The following is a 17,811-nucleotide window of genomic DNA, read 5'->3' on the forward strand; positions in this document are numbered from 1 at the left end:
AGAGCCCGGTGAGTCGAGAGGCTCACGCCGGGTTCTGTGAGCGGCCGAGGGGGCAGTTCCCTCGGCCGACTCGACCGCCTCCTCTAAAATGGTCTCTAAGAGGGGGCGGACAGGAGCTGACAGTGAAGTATTCAGAAGAACGCAGACGGGCCGTGCTGGCCAAGCTTTGCCCACCGCACAACCGATCCGTGCGAGAGGTTGCCGCCGAGGAAGGTGTTTCGGAAGCCACCCTGTACAACTGGCGCAAGCAGGCTCGCGACCGTGGTGAGCTGTACCCCGACGCCGGCTCTGACGCCCAGGGCTGGAGCGCCCGGGACAAGTTCGCTGCCGTGATAGAAACCGCACCGATGAACGAGTCCGAGCGCTCGGAGTACTGCCGCAAGCGCGGGCTGTATCCGGAGCAGCTGGCCGCCTGGCGCCGGGCCTGCGAACAGGCCAACGACTGGGCCGAGGAGCGCGGTGCCCAGCAGATCAAGGCCGACCGCGAGCAACGGCGCCGCACGCGCGAACTCGAGCGCGAGCTGGCGCGCAAGGACAAGGCCCTGGCCGAGACGGCTGCCTTGCTCACCTTGTCAAAAAAAGCCCGGGCGATCTGGGGGGACGGAGAGGACGAATGATCAGCACCCCGGATCGCCACAAAGCTGTTGAGCTGATCAACGAGGCCCGAGACTCTGGCGCCCGTCTCAGGCCCGCATGCCGGGCAATGGGCATCACGGCGCGCACCTATCAGCGCTGGACGACAGATGGCAGCGTCCACGCCGACCGGCGGCCGGAAGCGGTTCGTCCGCTGCCGTCTCATGCTCTGAGTAATATGGAGCGACAGGCCATCGTGGCCGCTTGCAACGAGCCCGAGCACGCCTCGATGCCGCCGGGCCAGATCGTGCCGAAGCTGGCCGACGAAGGCCGCTACCTGGGCTCGGAATCGACGTTCTACCGCGTCCTTTCGGCTGAAGATCAGCAACATCATCGCGGACGCGCCAAGCAGCCGCGCTCGTCCCGGCCACCGGCGACACACGGTGCCGATATGCCGAACGCCGTGTGGTGCTGGGACATCACCTGGTTGCCTGCCGATATCCGGGGCCGCTTCTTCTTCCTGTACCTGATCATGGACCTGTTCAGCCGCAAGATCGTGGGCTGGGAAGTGCACGAGAACGAGAGCGCCGTGCACTCCAGCGACCTGGTCCAGCGGACCGTCTGGAAGGAGGGCTGTACCGGAAAGACGCTGGTGCTTCACGGTGACAACGGCAGCCCGATCAAGGGTCAGACGGTGCAGGTCATGCTCGGCAAGCTCGGGATCACCGCCTCGTTCAGCCGTCCGAGGGTCAGCGACGACAACGCCTTCGTCGAATCGCTGTTTAGAACCTGTAAATACGTGCCGCACTTCCCGAAGACCGGCTTCGCCTCGCTCGAGGCCGCGCGCGAGTGGGTCCGTGACTTCGTCGACTGGTACAACCATCAGCACAAGCATCGCGGTATCAACTACGTCACGCCGCACCAGCGCCACACCGGGCAGGACATCGAGATCCTGGCCAAGAGGCACGCCGTCTACCAGGAGGCACGAGACCGGAACCCACAGCGCTGGAGCAGAGATACCCGGGACTGGTCACCGGTCGGAACCGTGTGGCTGAACCCGGCGAAGGAAGAGCAGCCGAAACGTCGAGCTGCCTAAGCATGGATAAGGCGACATCTATCTTGACAACCACCGGCTAGACGGCGACGCAGCGGGGTAGAAAGTGAAGCCTCTTTGCGGGCTACAAGAAACTGATTATGAAGCTATCCAACGAACTATGGATGCTCTTAACTGACCCTATGTTTACCTCAAAGAAGTATCTATCATTGTCAGGGGAGTGATAAAACGTTTTTAATTCAACCATTCTTTCTTTCACTCGCCGTTCTCCATTATACTCTACGGCAACAAGATGGTTAGTTTCGTTCGTGATCGCAAAATTCGAATCGTAAGGTCCTTCGGTATCAGAGTTAAGGTTTATATTACAGTCGTAGCAGAAAACATAAACGCTAGGGTTTGAATTGAGATTGCCTTCAATTGCCTGCTGTGCAGTCTCTTCATTGGCCCAGTATTTCGTTGTTCCTGTAAGACCGTCAGGGTAAGTTTCGATTGTGCTGTTTGAACGATAGACGTCAAACTGCCACTCAAGTTGACCGTTGTCTTCAAGGATAGTCGCGTATTCGAAGGAGATCTCTGAAGCTGCTTCGTGCTCCTGACAGACAGCGCCGGTGGAGGTCGAGCCGCTTGAGGGCATGAGAAGAACCTCACTCCAATTTGGATCACCACCTACGGCGCGATAGCGGAGGCGAACTTCGTCGATTCCGGTGCTTTCGTAATCGCAGACTCGGGCCTGTACCAGGCGCATACCCTCGAAGCCTTCTTCCAACCCCCGAATATTGGCGATGGTTTCAGCCTGGAAGCCATCGGTGAAGATTCGGTCCTGCGCGAGAAGAGGTGCTAGGCCGAACAAGGCGGTCAATAGACCTATTTGGAGCGGTTTTTGAAACATCCTGTAATCAACCCCAATGCTCGAATGAAGTCTGTCTAGCCGCCTGAATTGGCGCGGCATGGCGAGCCAATGATGGTCCGTGCTCGGTCGGCTAACTCTCATCAAGCGATTCTGTAGCGTTTTGTCCCCAATGGTCGCAGGCACAACGGAGCGGAGCGGTCAGGCTGGTTGTGCTGCGTCTTGAAGTTCGGTGGCGGAATCCGGTCCCCTCACTGCCTGAATTCTTTCAAAACGCAAGCGCCATTGCAAGGTCAATGGGATCGGGCTTGTCTCGCGGATGATCCTGCACTTCTACTGCGGCTCAGCCCATCTCGGCACGAATGTTTTCGTGGACGACGTTGAGCTGACTGAACAACGCGTCAATGATGTCTTCCTCGCTAGCAAAAAGCTCGTCAGGGCCGCCGTCGTGGATTCGCGTGAAGGGCGGCTCGTAGAGCGCCTCCGGCGGCATGACACCGCGGGCGGTGAGTTGTTCGATGATCATCTCAACGAAGCGGATCTGGTCTGGGCTGAGGCTGCGGTCATTCAGGAACTCGGCGAATGCTTCCTGGGCTGCTGTTCGGTCCATGCCGACCAGGCTTCTGACAAACCAGGCCAGTGAAGGGGCGCCGTTTCGTTCTAGCAGATTATTGAGCAAGCGGGGTCCGTCTTCGTCGCCGATCTCAGTGAGCGTGCGTTCCAGGCCCTCGAGGTCGGTTTCGGTCAGCGGTTGGTTGGTCCGTAGCCGGTGGATGACCAAGTGGTCCTGGTGGTTCTTCAGGTATTCGCGGACCTTCTTCTCGTACTGCGCTCCGGTCATCTTGGGCATGGGGACAACATCCTCGTCCCGGATGTCGCGGACCTCGTCCTGGAAGTTAGTGTAGATCACCGTGCGTTCCTTGCGCTCGAGTAGCGGCACCAGGCCGCGCAGACGTAAGCGGAGATCTTCGAGCAGCTCCAGGTTCGTGCCTTCCCACCACTGGGCTTCCTGCACGGCCGCGAGCAGCCCGAGCTGCTCCTTGACGGCAGGCACGTTGGTCTTCTCTTCCAGCAGGCCGGCCAGCTCGACGACGCGCTTTCTGTGGCGCTCGAATGTGCCGGTGTCTGCCTCGACCAGCGCCAGTTGCAGGCGCAGGGCAGTCAGATCGAACAGGCGCGATTCGATATCGTCGTTAGGTTGCTCGCTGGGCAGTCCGGCCACCTCGTCGTGCAGTACTTGCCGGGCGGTGTCGCTGATCCGCTGCCAGGCGCCCAGGTCGTTGAATCGCTCGACCGCCTCCAGGTGCATCCGCACGATGAAATTGTCGTGATTCATGGCCTGTACCTGGCCGTGCAGGGTGTCGACCAGGCGATTGTGTAGGTGCTGGTCGGGATCAAGATCAGGTGAGGTCTGCAGGTGGGTGAGGAGGTCGACTCGGGCACGGAACAGGCGCTCGCCCAAGGGCGCGCTGGGGTGGGCCTCGATGCCTTTCGGGTTCTCGCGGAAGAAATCGAAGTTGAAGCAGAAATCGAAGACGCGGAAGTCTTGTTTATTCTCGCCGGGGCCGAACAGGTCCGGTCGCAGACGGGTGCCCCGGCCGATCATCTGCCAGAACTTGATCTTGGAATACACCGGCTTGAAGAACACTAGGTTGGCGACCTCGGGCACATCGATGCCGGTGTCGAGCATGTCGACCGAAATGGCAATGTGCGGCGGCTTGTCCGGGTCGGAGAAGTCGTCGATCAGGGTCTGGGCGTATTTGACGCGGTTGTCGATCACGCGTGCGAACGAGCCCTGGAGATGCGGGTAGTGGTGGTCGAAGCGCTTCTCGATGAACGCGGCATGGTCGTGATTGCGCGCGAAGATGATGGTCTTGGCCAGGCGGTCGCCGCCCTCGACGTGGTGGCCGTGTTCCATCAGGTGCTGGAGCACCTTGTCGACGGTGTCCTGGTTGAACAGCCACTGATTGACGGCGCCGGCGTTGATCTGGCGGGGCAGGCCGGCCTCGTCGACATCGTCACCCCAATCCAGGCTTTCCCATTCGGCCTTTTCCTCCTCGCTGAGCTCGTCGTAGTGAATGCCCTCGCGCGGAAACTTGAGATCAACCTGCTGCACCCTGGGCGGTACCAGAAAGCCGTCGCGCACGGCCTGGTCGAGCTCGTAGGCGTCGGTGGGCACGCCGGGCTCGAGGTCGAACAGCTCGTAGGTGTTTCGATCCACTTCCTCACGCGGAGTGGCGGTCAGGCCAACCAGCAGGGAGTCAAAGTAGCGGAAAATGGCGCCGAACTTCTGGTAGACCGAGCGGTGGGCCTCGTCGATGATGACCAGATCGAAATGGCCGACGCCGAAGTGGGCCTCGCCGCCGTCGCTCGCGTCGATCAGGTTCATCATGGTCGGGTAGGTACATGCGTACACCCGGCCCTGTTGGTCTTTCTCGGTGACCAGGTTGACCGGGCTGGACTCGGGCAGGTGGGCCTTGAACGCGCCGACGGCCTGGTTGACCAGCGAGACGCGGTCGGCCAGAAACAGTGCGCGCTTGACCCAGCCGGCGCGCTGCAGGGCATCGACCAGGGCGATGGCGGTGCGCGTCTTGCCGGTTCCGGTGGCCATGACCAGCAGGGCCTTGCGGCGCGCGCTGGCGAACTGCTCGAAAATCTGGGCGATGGCGCGTTTCTGGTAGTAGCGCCCGGCAATTTCGTCGTTGACTTCGGCCACGGCCAGGCTCTGACGCTGCTGTCGGCGCAGGATCAAGCGTTCGAGCTCGGCTTTCTTGTAGAAGCCGGCAATCTCGCGCTGCGGGTAGGCCTGATCGTCCCACAGCCAGGTCTGGTAGCCGTTGGTGTAAAAGATGATCGGGCGTTGCCCGTGCATGGCCTCCAGACAGTCGGCATAGAGCTTGGCCTGCTGGCGGCCGGTGGTCGGGTCGACGGTGGAACGCTTGGCCTCGACCACGGCCAGCGGCTTGCCGTCGTCGCCCCACAGTACGTAGTCGACGTAGCCCGTGCCCTTTTCGTTGGGCATGCCGGTGACTTTGTACTCCCGATCGTGCGGGCCGTCCAGCGTCCAGCCGGCCAGACGCAGGCTGGTGTCGATGTGCAGCCGCCGGGTGTCGGCTTCCGACAGGTCGATGTCCAGCGGCCGGGATTCGCTCTCGGCACGGATCTCGGCGATCTGCGCGCGCAGCTCCTGCAGCTCCGCATCGAGCGCGTCGCGCTCGCGTTGGCGGCGCAATGCGGTCTCGTTCTGTTCGGCGAGTTGCTGTTCCAGGGCTTCCAACTCGGCGCGCGGCACCGCTTCCTCGGGCTTGATCGGGCGGGGCACGCGCTCGTCGCTGAAGGCCGCCCCGGCGCGCGAGACGTCCGGCGTGTAGGTGCGCACCAACCAGTAGCACAGGTTGTGCAGTTCCTTGACTACCTGCAGCGCCTCGGATTGATGGATCTTGCGCTGCTGGTGCACGGCCAAATTGCCGACCTTTAGCACCAGCCGCGCCTTCTGAAACAGCGGCGGCGGCAGTAAATTCTGGAAGCTGGGCTCGTGAATCAGTGCGCCGAGCTTCTGATCGTAGGGCATGCGCAGCGCCGGATCGTGGCGATACAGCCAGTGGACCAATGCCTCCAGGCCGAAGCGGGCGTGGAAGCAAGCCGCGCGTGGGTCGCCGAACACATGACCTTCCGCCCGCCGGGCCGCCTCGCCAATGGCGCTGAAGCGGTCGGGGAGGAAGGCGAAATTACTCATAGCTTCGGCAGCTTACCGGGCGTGTGCCGCGAAATAAAGGCTCGTCCGGAGCCATGGAGGAACCGGTTTGTTGATCAAATTTGGTCGGATTTGATCAACAACGGATCTTGTTGCGCAAGAGTGAGCAACAAGCTCGGGCTCTACGAAATAGGTAGATGTCATCGACATTTCCCCCGAACCTGTCGAAATAAGCCGATTCTATCGACACATCGAGCCCGCCGAAACTTGGACTTTTGGCATCGAGCAGCCTCATTCGGCCAGACGTCGGGCCGGTTCGATTAGCTCGCCCATCACGCGTCGTCCCAGTGACTCAAAGGTCTTGAGGCTAGGCCGATGGCGGGCCAGCAACCCGGTGATGCAGGTATGGTGGGCCTCTTCGAGATCCTCCGAATGCTCGGGCTGGAGCAATTGTTCCAGGCCGCTTCCTATGGTTGCAAGCCAGGGACCGCAGTCATCGGGGAATGTGGTACTCAGCGCAGTGGCCCAGGCTTCTGGCCATGACCCAATCGCGTCTTCATCCTCTCTTTCTGCCAGAAATGCCAGCGCGAGCACCCTGCCCAGATCCTTGCTCGATCGCCGAATGCGCCGCCCGGCAATCAGGCCGGACATGGTTTCGGTGCCGAGATGCGGGTGGTGGAGCAGGTTGGCCAGGGCCATCATTTCCGGCCTGGCGATCTTCAGGCCCGAATCAGTCGGAAGCGGATCGAGTTCTGCCAATGCCAGAAAGCGGAAGCTGCACAAGGCGAAGTGCCCGAAGTCAGTCTCCAGCCGCTGAAATCGCCGCCCAGCTTGCTGGCCTTCTTCAGGGGATGAAAGTAGTTCCAGAAACCACTGATCCTCCTCGGGCGGCACAAGGCGAACGACCGGCAATTGCTCGGTTGGGTCGCTGGCGTCTCCCGGTTGCGACCACTCTGTGCCTTCCCTCATTCGCCAGCCATTCTTCAGCAGCGCTTCGGCAGTCTTCCGTCCCGAGGCCTGCGCGCGCAAATGGGGCGAAAGCAGGCAATCGATGTCCTTGGTTCTGACCGGTTCCTCGTCATCCGGAGACACGAAGCGAGCTGCGGCCGCGAGGCTGCCGATGATGATGGCATCGTCGCGGATGTCTTCTGGCAGAGCGGCGGCCAGTTGTCGGAGCGTCCCGTGGGGTGAGGTCAGCATGGATTCACGCTCTCGCCGTGTGGCGGGTTCTGCCCTGCTCGAAGGCCTTGATCAGCTCTTCGGTTTGGGCTTCCAGTCGGGCATCGTGCAGGGCCAGCAGGCAAGTGACCGGATCGGCCCAGCGCGTGTCGGATTGCGGGTCGTGCTGGAAAAGGGGTTCGGCGCGGTGGACCGGCCAGATCACCAGAGCCGGGTTGGCAGTGCTGAACGGTGCGGGTTCCAGCGCCGGATCGATCTGCCGGGCCAGTTCCTTTGACCGATCCAGCAGTTTGCCGCTCACGCAGATATCCAGGCGCGAATACCCTACGAGGTCGAATTCGGGATCATAGTGATGTGCGGCATGAATACCGCCGATCGCGGTCTCGGGCAGAGCGAGCTTGAGAAAGCGCTTCAGCAGGCTTTCCGGCGTCCGAGCCAGTTCCGTCGCCACGGTGAACTTTCGGCAGAACTGGCCGCGCTCATAGGCGCTGACGAAGCGGCTCCATTCCTGGCGCGGGAAATGCTTCAGCTCGACCCGGCGATCCGAATGGCGCCGGATGCTCGGGCCCAGCTTGCTGAGCCCATTGGCCACTGTGGGGTAGCTGAAGTCGGTTGCCGCAGTGATCGATTCGGTGGTCATCGGGCCCGTACCGAGCAAGTAGGCATTTACTAGATGCTCGAAGACCAGGTCTTGGGCAGCGGGGCGGGGCGGCCGAGCGGTGGATTTCTTTGTGAAGTGCCCCAGCAGCGCATGGTCCACGCTGTCCGCTTCTTCCGCAGTAAGCCCCGCTTCTCGCAGGGCGGCGGGCAGTAAATCGTGTTCTGGAAGCTCGAGAATCCGCAGGCGTTCGTACACTGCCGGCTGAAGTATCTTTCCGGCACTGTTCACCTCGTCCTCCAGGCGCTGGGCGCTGAGCCGATTGCCCAACAGCAGTAGCAGGCCGCGGTGCTCTGGATGGTCGGCCAGCCACCCGGCCAGTTCCATCAGCGCCGCACGCAAATCCCGCACGGCGTGGGGCCTGAGGACGGGCAGCACGGCAACATCGTGCGAGGTGATCAGATTGGAGTGGCTGCTGCGAATGGCTATCTCCTCCCGCGTTGGATGGCGCCGATTCAGTATAACTCAAACTTGCACTTTGATATTAAACATGCACTTTAACATTTAAGTTGCACTTGAGTCACTAGCTGATCAGCAGAGCTGGAAGCCTCACCAGGCGGGTACTACGGCTGTCTCCAAGCGTCTGGCTTGCGAATCTGGCGTCCGTGCCCGGCAATGACTGGATCGGGTAGCTGGCTGTTTCTGAGGTGATGGGGGCGAATGTGCTTGAAAAAGTCGCAGTTCAGGTTGAGTTCCCGGGTCGGCCGATTGGCCACGGAGGCCACCCCAACCGTCTTGCCTTGCGCTCGCGCTAGATGCAGAGCTTCGGCCAGGTCGGAGTCGTTGGAAATCACCAGGGCCACATCGAAACGGTCGGCCCAGGCGTCGTTCACCAGGTTGACCGCTAGATTCACGTCCGACCCCTTTTCCTCCCTGACCCAGACCTCGGCAAACTGCTGCCCGCCGAGCGGTTGAACCAGCTTGCAAGTCTTTGTTTCCACCTTGAATTGGCCGAACTGGCAGGTGATGTGCGGGATGTGAGCCTGAAGGGCCCGGATGTAGATGTCCTGTCTGGTTGGCAGGTCGGGGTCGGCTGGCGTGGCGGAAACTCGAGCGGTGTAGTAACGGAGGGACACCACCGTGTTGTGGCTTTGCAGGAGGGCGCTGGCCAGTCGGTCCAGATCCAACCACTTGAATTCGTCGTTTCCCTTCAGGGCCGCGTAGTAGAGATTGAATCCGTCTACGTAGACAGCCGTCCGCGCATGATTTGCCACGCCAATTTCCCGAACCCAGAAAAGGCAACGGCCCCCGAAGGAGCCGTGCGGCCCGGCTACCGAAGCAGTCCGGGGCTGTAGCTTTGAATATTGGGGGAACAGGCGTTGACTGTCAAGTGGCCTGACACTTCGGCGTGTCAGAGCTCCCCGGCAAATGCACGCGCCTGCAGGGCGGCGAACAGGGTGTCGAGTTCGGCCAGATGGGTGCGCAGGCGGGATTTTTGCTGCTTTATTGCTTGGGTGATTGTCGCGAATCGGCGTTGCATCGCCAAAGGAGGGGCGGGGACTGGAAGGCGCTTGATGATTCCCATGTTAAGGCCTGACATGATCGCTCCTTTGGCGTTGTCCTGAAGATAGCGGCGCGCCATTGGGTGACGTAAGAAAAAGGCATGCAAGTATTCTGGCAAGCAGCGCTCCTGGTCGAGTGAAATGCAGCAAAGATGTTTTGTGTTGATGGCCACCCCAATATCCTCTGGAACGATGGCGCATCTTCCGCACGTGCCCATGATTGTTATGAGTAAATCTTTTGGTCTGACGGTATAGCGCTTTAGTTTTTCATATTTGGCTGGCGTGATAAATCTTGGCTTGCCAGGGCGAAATTCATTTTCCACGGCATTGTCAATGCCGAGGACAGGAATGCCGTTGTCAACAAACTCGCTATGTAGTAACTGGCTACCAAACGGACCTGTCCGGATAGAGCCCTTCTGTTTCAGCGTCAGATCCTCGACTGTCTCGACAGGCCATCCTGGCGTATCTGGATCCCCGAACATCTCCAGAAAGGTGGATTGCAGCAGGGTGTCGAGCTGGGCGAGAGTTTCGCGTCGTTTGGCCCGCAAGGCATCGGCCGCATCCAGGATGGCGGCGATACGTTTTTGTTCGGGCAGTGAGGGGCATGGAACCTTCAGTTCCTTGAAGAAGTCAGGTGGTACTCGTTTTTGTCCAGCAGCACCCTTCATGCGCGACTTGCCAGATACTCTGACGGCGGGAGACTGCAAGAGGTGGAAAAGGAATCTCCCCAGCAGCTTTTCTCCCGGCCGAATGACATGGAATTCAGTCGAACCGAAGGCCGGAGAATGCGCCAGACCTTCCGCCAACGCCATCTTGCCGTTCTCGTAACAAGGAGTGATTTTAGCTACGATCAGGTCGCCATTGTCGAAGTAGGTGTAGCCCTTTGACACTTCGACATAGGGCTTAGCCTTCGTCTCAACAATGCTTTTCGATAGCTCCGAAACCGCGGCCATCGGCACGAACGAAACAAGGTGACCTGCATCAATCGCACCTTTGGAAAGGCGTGGATTGATCTCGGCAAGCTCCCCCAGCGCTACACGCCTCATTCGAGTAGATCCTCAATCTCCCGCTTGCCTTCTGCAATCTCATCCTCCAAGGCAGCCAGCCGCTCCAGAATCACCTTCGGTGGGTCGTATTCGACGGCTTCGTATTCGACTTCCTTGTAGCGATTGATGGACAGGTCGAAGTCGTTGCCAGCGATCTCTTCCTTGGGGACGAGAAAACTCTGGTCCGTGCGCTGGCGCTTGGCCTCGACTTCCAGGTTCTGCCAGCGTTTAAGGATGTCGGGCAGGTCGGTCTTCTCTGGCTGCGGCGTGCGCTTGTCGTCCAGAGAGAAGCCATCGGCGCGCATATCGTAGAACCAGACATTATCCGTACCGCCGGAGTTGGTCTTGGTGAACAGCAGAATGGCGGTGCTGACGCCAGCGTAGGGCTTGAACACACCCGAGGGCATGGAGATGACCGCATCGAGCTTTTGGTCTTCAACGAGCAGCTTGCGAATGGTTTTGTGGGCCTTGCTGGAGCCGAACAGCACGCCGTCGGGCACGATGACCGCCGCGCGCCCGCCGGTTTTGAGTAGGCGCAGGAACAGGGCAAGAAATAGCAGTTCGGTCTTCTTGGTCTTGACGATCTGCTGCAGGTCGCGCGCGGTGGATTCGTAATCGAGGCTGCCGGCGAAGGGCGGATTGGCCAGAATCAGCGTGTAGCGCCCGGCGTCGTCCTCGGTCGATTCAGCCAGGGAGTCCTTGTAGCGAATATCGGGGTTCTCGACGCCGTGCAGCAGCATGTTCATCGAGCCGATCCGCAGCATCGTCGTGTCGAAGTCGTAGCCGTGGAAGGTGCCCTCGTTGTAGCGCCGGCGGCTGGCTTCGGAGCGGTAGATTTCGTCGCCGTGGTGGTCGTGCAGGTATTCTGCGGCGGCGACGAGGTAACCGGCGCTGCCGCAGGCCGGGTCACAGATGATGTCGGCTGGCGTCGGCGCGGTCATCTCCACCATCAGCCTGATAATATGGCGCGGGGTGCGGAACTGGCCGTTCTGGCCGGCGCTGGCGATCTTGCCCAGCATGTATTCGTACAGGTCGCCCTTGGTGTCGCGGTCGGCCATGTCGATGTCGTCGAGCTGGTCGACCACATTGGCCAGCACCCGCGGCGTGGGCATCATGAACAGGGCGTCCTTCATGTGGTGACTGTAGGTGCTGCCGCCCTCGCCAGCCTCGCCGACCCGCTCGCCGAGCGACTTCATGAACGGAAAGACCTCGTCGCGCACGACCTCGAACAGCCGCTCCGGCGCCGTTTCCCGGAAATGCGACCAGCGCAGATGCTGCTGGTCCTCCCCGAAAAGGCGCTCCCGGGAGTATTTTCCGGTGCGGCGGGCCTTGTTTTCCTCGCGCTTCTCGATTTCGTCCAGGCGCTTGATGAACAGCAGGTAGGTGAGCTGCTCGACCACCGACAGGGGGTTGGAAATCCCCCCGGCCCACATCGTGTCCCAGATCTTGTCGACCTTCGATTTGATCTCGCCGGTAATCATTTCTGCTCCTGGCCTTGTTCCCCCGAGGTTGGGCCATGATTCTAGCGGCTATGCCCTGACAGGAAATAGGGGACTGAGGAGCGGAGGGAGTCGGGCACAGTTGGGCAGGAGTCGAATCCCGCCCATTACTGTAACGAACTGGGCACGATTTGGGCACAGAATGGGCACAGGATCGATCTGACGCGCCAGGGAGAGAGTTCCCAGCCGGCCGGGGAGGGCGTCAGGAGTTTGGCGTCTTGGGTTGTATCTGGCTGATCTGAAACGAAAAAACGCCGGCGCGAGGGCCGGCGTTTGTTCGGGATTCAACTGGTCGGGGTGACTGGATTCGAACCAGCGACTCCTGCCTCCCGAAGACAGTGCTCTACCAAGCTGAGCTACACCCCGACGAAGCCCGCCATTCTATGCAAACTCCGGGAAGGTGGCAAGCCCTTGTTGCTCAGGTGTCGGCGCGACAAGGCATTGCTGTGCGGGGCGGAGGGGCTGTGCGCGGTTCGAATCGGTGCGTGAATCGGCGTATAGTTGCCGGACGGATTTCGGGCAGGGGTCGGGCCCGAGTCGAGTGCGCCGGATTCCGCGTTTGCGGCCGGAGCAGGGAGTTGCGGGGTTCAGGTAAGGCTCGGTGTGTGCTAGACCCTCAATCCGGAGTTGTCCCGCGGTCGCGGGAAAGTTAAAATGTTGTAATCCCGCTGTCACCGAGGGTTTCTAGAATGCATCGCACTCGTCAAGGCGCGAGCTGCGCGTCGTGTCTTGAAGTAATTCGGATCCTTAAAATATGTCACCCAATGGAGTAATTTCATGAAATTTGTAGACTTTTCGCGGATTTCACGCGTCTGGTCGGCGTTCATGGTGCTTGGCATTCTGACGCTGGTCAGTCTGCCGGTCACCGACGTCTACGCCCAGAGCACTTCCGCCGACGTCCGCGGTCGCGTCACCGCCGAGGACGGCAGCGCCGTTTCCGGCGCGACGGTCCAGATTCTTCACCTGCCTTCCGGCACGGTATCCGAAGCCGTTACCGGCGAGTCCGGTGGCTTCTTCCGCGCCGGCCTGCGCGTGGGCGGTCCGTACCAGATTACCGTTCAGGCGGAAGGCTACGAGGGTGATCAGGAAGAGGATATCTTCCTCGAACCCGGTTCTCAGGATCCGCTGAGCTTCACTCTGGGTGAAGCCGACCGCGATCTCGGCTCCATCCAGGTGGTGGGTTCCGCCATTTCCTCGGCCGTTGAGCTGAACAACGGCGTCGGCTCGACCTTCAGCGCTCGGGATATCCAGAATCAGCCGTCGGCCGATCGTGACGTGATCTCGACGCTGGCGCGCGATCCGCTGGTTCAGACCGAAGAGACCGGTATCATGTCGGTTGCCGGCGTCAATCCGCGCTTCAATGCCTTCGCCATCGACGGCTCGCTGCAGCAGGACGATTTCGGCCTGTCCGACGGCACCTATGCCACGACCCGTTCTCCGATCAATCTCGACGCCATCGAGTCTGCCACCCTGGTCGCCTCCGATTACTCCGTGGCTTCCAGCGGCTTCACCGGCGGCCTGGTCAATGTGGTGACCAAGTCCGGCACGAATGAATTCGACGGTTCGCTCTACTACGCCTACCAGGACGACGGCATGATCGGCAACGATTATGACGGCGGCACGTTCGATCCCGGCAACTTCGAGGAGAAGGAATACGGCTTCACCATCGGTGGCCCGATCGTCAAGGACAAGCTGTTCTTCTTCGTCTCCTATGACGAGTATGAAAACGCCTCGCCGGTTGATTTTTCCAACGCCGACAATCAGAACGGCGTGGACCCGGCCTTCTTCGAGACGGCGCGCCAGGTCATCCGCGACAATTACGGCTTCGATCCCGGCGGTCGTCCGCAGGTCGTAAACGTGCCGCAGACTTCGGAACGGACGCTGGCCAAGGTCGATTGGAACATCAATGCCAACCACCGCCTCTCGCTGACCTACCAGAAGTCCGAGGAGAACGATGTCAGCGTCAGCTCGACCGCGCTGGAGTCGGCCTGGTACGACATTCCCCTGTCGATCGAGGCCTACACGGCGGAGGTCTTCTCCGACTGGACCTACAACTTCTCCACCAACCTGCGCATCAACCACACTGAAAAGGTGCGCGGTCAGGATTGCCGTGCCGGCACGCAGTACGGCCAGATCTCGCTCGACTTCTTCGATCTCGACGATATCGCCGGCAGCCCGTTCGAGGGCCTGGTTACCGAAACCGGGGACTTCACCGCCGGCTGCGATAATTTCCGTCACGCCAATGCCTTCGACGATGAGCGCCTGCAGGTCTTCGCTTCGGGCGAGTACTTCATGGGCGATCACCTGATCACCTTTGGTACCGAGTACCAGCAGTACGATCTGTTCAACGCCTTCATCCCGTTCTCGAACGGCGACTTTCAGTTCAGCAGCTACGACAACCTGGTCAACGGCACGGCCGACGTGTTCTACAGCAACGTTTCGTCGAATAATGCCCAGCAGGGTGCCGCTCAGTGGGGCTATGACCACTGGGCCTTCTTCGTGCAGGACACCTGGTCGGTCACACCGGACTTCGAGCTGAGCTTTGGTCTGCGCTACGAGCGCTTCGACCAGAGTGATGCGCCCGAATTCAGCCAGGCCGTGTTCGACGAGTACGGTGTGGACACCAGCAACAACATCGACGGCAACGACCTGATCATGCCGCGCATCGGCTTCTTCTGGCGGCCCTGGGACCGCGCCAGCATCAGCGGCGGCTTCGGCCTGTTCGCCGGCGGCGATCCCAAGGTCTGGACCTCCAATGCTTTCCAGAAGGCCACCTTCGGCGCCTTTGCCGGCGATGTCCAGAACGTCGACTTCACCCAGGTTCCGCAGGAGCTCATCGATCAGGTTTCGCAGGGCACGGCCACGCCGATCGACTATATCGACGAAGACTTCGACACCCCGTCGGACTGGAAGGCCTCGCTGCGTTTCGAGCAGGGCTTCGACTTCGAGATCGGTGGTCTGGACTTCGGCGACGACTATCGTTTCACGGCCCAGTGGCTCTACACCGAGGCGCGTGACGGCTTCATCTGGGACAACCTGGCTCACCAGAACGAAGACGCGCTGCCCCTGGGTACTGCGCCGGACGGCCGTCCGATCTACGCTGACCTGGAAGACCTGGGCATTCCGAACCTGACGCAGCTGACCAACAGCAGCGGCTCGAAGAGCAGCGTGCTCTCGGTCGGCCTGTCCAAGTACTACGACAGCGGCATCAACTTTAACTTCAGCTACGCCTACCAGGACACCGAGATCGTCTCCGAGGGTACGTCCTCGCGCGGCATTTCCAACTGGCGCTCGATCTTTGCCGCTGACAAGAACAACCCGGATCCGCGTCGCTCGCCCTGGGACATCGAGCATTCCTTCAAGCTGGGCCTGGGCTATGAGCGTGCCTTCGTCGGTGACTACGCCACCCGCGTCGACCTGTTCGGTCGCGTCTTCAAGGGCGATGTCTTCAGCACCTCCTACGACGTCAATCCGGACAACTCCCTGTTCGGCCGTGCGGGTCTGGGTGAATCTCCCTACGACAACAGCCCGCTCTACATTCCGGACCTCAACGGCGACCCGCGCGTCGTCTACGGCTCGGGCTTCGACGTGGACGGGTTTGCCGACTACGTGCGCGACAACGGCATCCCGACCGGCGAGATCCACGACCCGTACTCGTCGACGTCCAACGACTGGAACAACATCTGGGACCTGCGCTTCCAGCAGGAGCTGCCGGGTATTCCGGGCCTGGGTAACCTCGTCGGCGACAACCGGTTCAAGCTGATTCTCGATATCGAGAACTTCCTGAACCTGATCAACGACGACTGGGGCCGCTACACGAATGGTCCCTTCTTCGGGCAGGCTGGTATCGTGCAAGCCGACCTGGTGTCGGCCGCCGATGTGGCCGCCAACGGCATCGACGGCGCCGAGGCGCTGACCGGCGACCAGCCGCGTCAGACCTGCCAGGCCGCCAGCGACTGCCTGTACCGCTACAACGATTTCGACAACGACCCGACCGCCTTTACCGATCGCCAGCGTTCGGTCTACGAAATCCGCCTGACCCTGCGCTACGATTTCTGATCAATCGGCGTAAGCAGGACGAGTTCCCGGCCCCGGCCGGGTTCTCCAGACCGGAACGGCCAGCCATCGTGCTGGCCGTTCCTTTTTGTGCGGGTGATAATGTCCGGTTGAAGACAAGATAAAGAGAAGCCATGAGTCATAGTGAACAACGGCGGGGCGAGTGCCTCAGCGAAACGATTTCGACCAGCGTCTACCCGGCGCGCAGCCTCAAGGTGCTCTCACGCGCCGAGGTCGCACGCCTTTCGGACGCCACCGAGGAAGTCGGCGAACTGCTGCGGCAGGTGGCGCTGGCCGTGCTGACCTCCGGCGAGCAGGGCGACGATGCCGAGCGCATGCTCGAGACCTACAAGGACTTCCACATCGAGGTTCACCAGGTCAATCGCGGCATGCGCATCGACCTGGAGAACGCCCCGGGCTGCGCCTTCGTCGACGGCGAGATGATTCGCGGTATCCGCGAGCTGCTCTCGTCGGTGGTGCGCGACATCGTCTATTTCCACACCGAGATTCACCCCAGCCCCTACTTCGATCTCGACAGCTCCGACGGCATCAGCAACACCGTCTTCGAGATCCTGCGTAACGCCAAGCTGCTCGATACCGACATCGATCCCCGGATGGTGGTGTGCTGGGGCGGGCACTCGATCAGCAGCGAGGAATACGACTACACGAAGGAAACCGGCTACCAGCTGGGCTTGCGCGGCATGGACATCTGCACCGGTTGCGGGCCCGGCGCCATGAAGGGACCGATGAAGGGCGCGACCATCGCGCACGCCAAGCAGCGCACGCTGCCCGGCCGCTACGTGGGCATCTCGGAGCCCGGTATCATCGCCGCCGAGTCGCCCAACCCCATCGTCAACGACCTGGTGATCATGCCCGATATCGAGAAGCGCCTCGAAGCCTTTGTGCGCCTGGGTCATGGATTCATCGTTTTCCCGGGCGGCGTGGGCACGGCCGAGGAGATCCTCTACCTGCTGGGTGTGCTCCTCAATCCCGACAACGAGGACATGCCGTTCCCGCTGGTCTTTACCGGCCCGGAGTCGGCGCGCGACTATTTCGAGGAGATCGATCGCTTCGTCGGCCTGACCCTGGGCGAGGCCGCGCGCGAGCGCTACCGCATCATCATCGACAACCCCGTTGCCGTGGCGCGCCACATGGCCGAAGGCATGCAGCGCGTGCGGCAGTGGCGCGTGGATACCAACGACGCGTTCTACTTCAACTGGATGCTCAAGATCGATCTTGCATTCCAGGAGCCCTTCGAGGCCACCCATGAAAACATGGCCGGGCTCGACATCTCCCGCGACCTGCCGGTTCACGAGATGGCGGCCAACCTGCGTAGATTGTTCTCCGGCATCGTTACCGGTAACGTCAAGCCCCAGGGCCTGCGTGCCATCCGGGAACACGGCCCGTTCGAGATCAAGGGCGAACCGGCCATCCTCCGCGCCCTCGATGACCTGCTCAGACGCTTCGTCGACCAGCACCGCATGAAGCTCCCGGGCGACAAGCCGTACGAGCCCTGCTATCGCATCGTGGGATAAACACAGGTTTCAGGGTTCAGGGTCTAAAAGCAAGGGTTCAGGTTTCAGGTTTCAGGTTTCAGGAAAACAGGCGGCCTCGGAGGGTTCGGGTGTTCAAGAAGCCCGCAGCTCGCATTGCCGCCCAGTAGCCACACCCCCGAACCCCGAACCCCGAACCCCGAACCCCGA

Annotated in this window: 10 protein-coding genes and 1 tRNA gene; 3 read left to right on the plus strand and 8 right to left on the minus strand. The window is 61.0% G+C overall.

Annotated elements, in window-relative coordinates; all coding sequences use genetic code 11:
* Positions 1–116: 116 nt before the first annotated feature.
* A protein-coding gene (locus tag ACDC67_RS00005) for an IS3 family transposase (protein ID WP_459117368.1) occupies positions 117–1,669 on the plus strand; the annotation gives its coding sequence in 2 pieces (ribosomal slippage) (positions 117–588 and positions 588–1,669; 1,554 coding nt in all).
* A gap of 82 nt (positions 1,670–1,751) precedes the next feature.
* Here ACDC67_RS00005 and ACDC67_RS00010 read toward each other — a convergent pair.
* The 8 genes from ACDC67_RS00010 to ACDC67_RS00045 form a co-directional block, all read right to left on the minus strand.
* Entirely contained in the window at positions 1,752–2,516 is a 765-nt protein-coding gene (locus ACDC67_RS00010) for a hypothetical protein (RefSeq protein ID WP_376689785.1), read from the minus strand.
* Between the two features lie 301 nt (positions 2,517–2,817).
* On the minus strand, positions 2,818–6,210 hold the full coding sequence (locus ACDC67_RS00015; protein ID WP_376689786.1) for a DEAD/DEAH box helicase family protein: 3,393 nt from the start codon (positions 6,208–6,210) through the stop codon (positions 2,818–2,820).
* A 249-nt stretch (positions 6,211–6,459) separates the two neighbouring features.
* Entirely contained in the window at positions 6,460–7,368 is a 909-nt protein-coding gene (locus ACDC67_RS00020; RefSeq protein ID WP_376689787.1) for a hypothetical protein, read from the minus strand.
* Between the two features lie 4 nt (positions 7,369–7,372).
* A complete protein-coding gene (locus tag ACDC67_RS00025) occupies positions 7,373–8,383 on the minus strand; it encodes a hypothetical protein (protein WP_376689788.1) in 1,011 nt (336 codons plus the stop codon).
* A gap of 185 nt (positions 8,384–8,568) precedes the next feature.
* A complete protein-coding gene (locus ACDC67_RS00030) occupies positions 8,569–9,219 on the minus strand; it encodes an NYN domain-containing protein (protein ID WP_376689789.1) in 651 nt (216 codons plus the stop codon).
* Between the two features lie 137 nt (positions 9,220–9,356).
* Positions 9,357–10,553: a restriction endonuclease subunit S gene (locus ACDC67_RS00035; protein WP_376689790.1), complete on the minus strand. Its 1,197-nt coding sequence runs from the start codon at positions 10,551–10,553 to the stop codon at positions 9,357–9,359.
* A complete protein-coding gene (locus tag ACDC67_RS00040) occupies positions 10,550–12,034 on the minus strand; it encodes a type I restriction-modification system subunit M (protein WP_376689791.1) in 1,485 nt (494 codons plus the stop codon). Before ACDC67_RS00040 ends, ACDC67_RS00035 begins: the two co-directional genes overlap by 4 nt.
* Before the next feature lie 307 nt (positions 12,035–12,341).
* A tRNA-Pro gene (locus ACDC67_RS00045) sits at positions 12,342–12,418 on the minus strand.
* Positions 12,419–12,829: 411 nt separating this feature from the next.
* On the opposite strand from ACDC67_RS00045, the gene ACDC67_RS00050 reads away from it, so the two are divergent.
* Together ACDC67_RS00050 and ppnN are read left to right on the plus strand one after the other, a co-directional pair.
* A complete protein-coding gene (locus ACDC67_RS00050) occupies positions 12,830–16,111 on the plus strand; it encodes a TonB-dependent receptor (protein WP_376689792.1) in 3,282 nt (1,093 codons plus the stop codon).
* A gap of 131 nt (positions 16,112–16,242) precedes the next feature.
* Positions 16,243–17,643, plus strand: a complete 1,401-nt coding sequence (gene ppnN, locus ACDC67_RS00055) for a nucleotide 5'-monophosphate nucleosidase PpnN (RefSeq protein WP_376689793.1) — start codon at positions 16,243–16,245, stop codon at positions 17,641–17,643.
* The last annotated feature ends 168 nt before the right edge of the window (positions 17,644–17,811 follow it).

The organism is Wenzhouxiangella indolica (assembly GCF_042310355.1).
In the GTDB taxonomy this organism is placed as follows: Bacteria; Pseudomonadota; Gammaproteobacteria; order Xanthomonadales; family Wenzhouxiangellaceae; genus Wenzhouxiangella.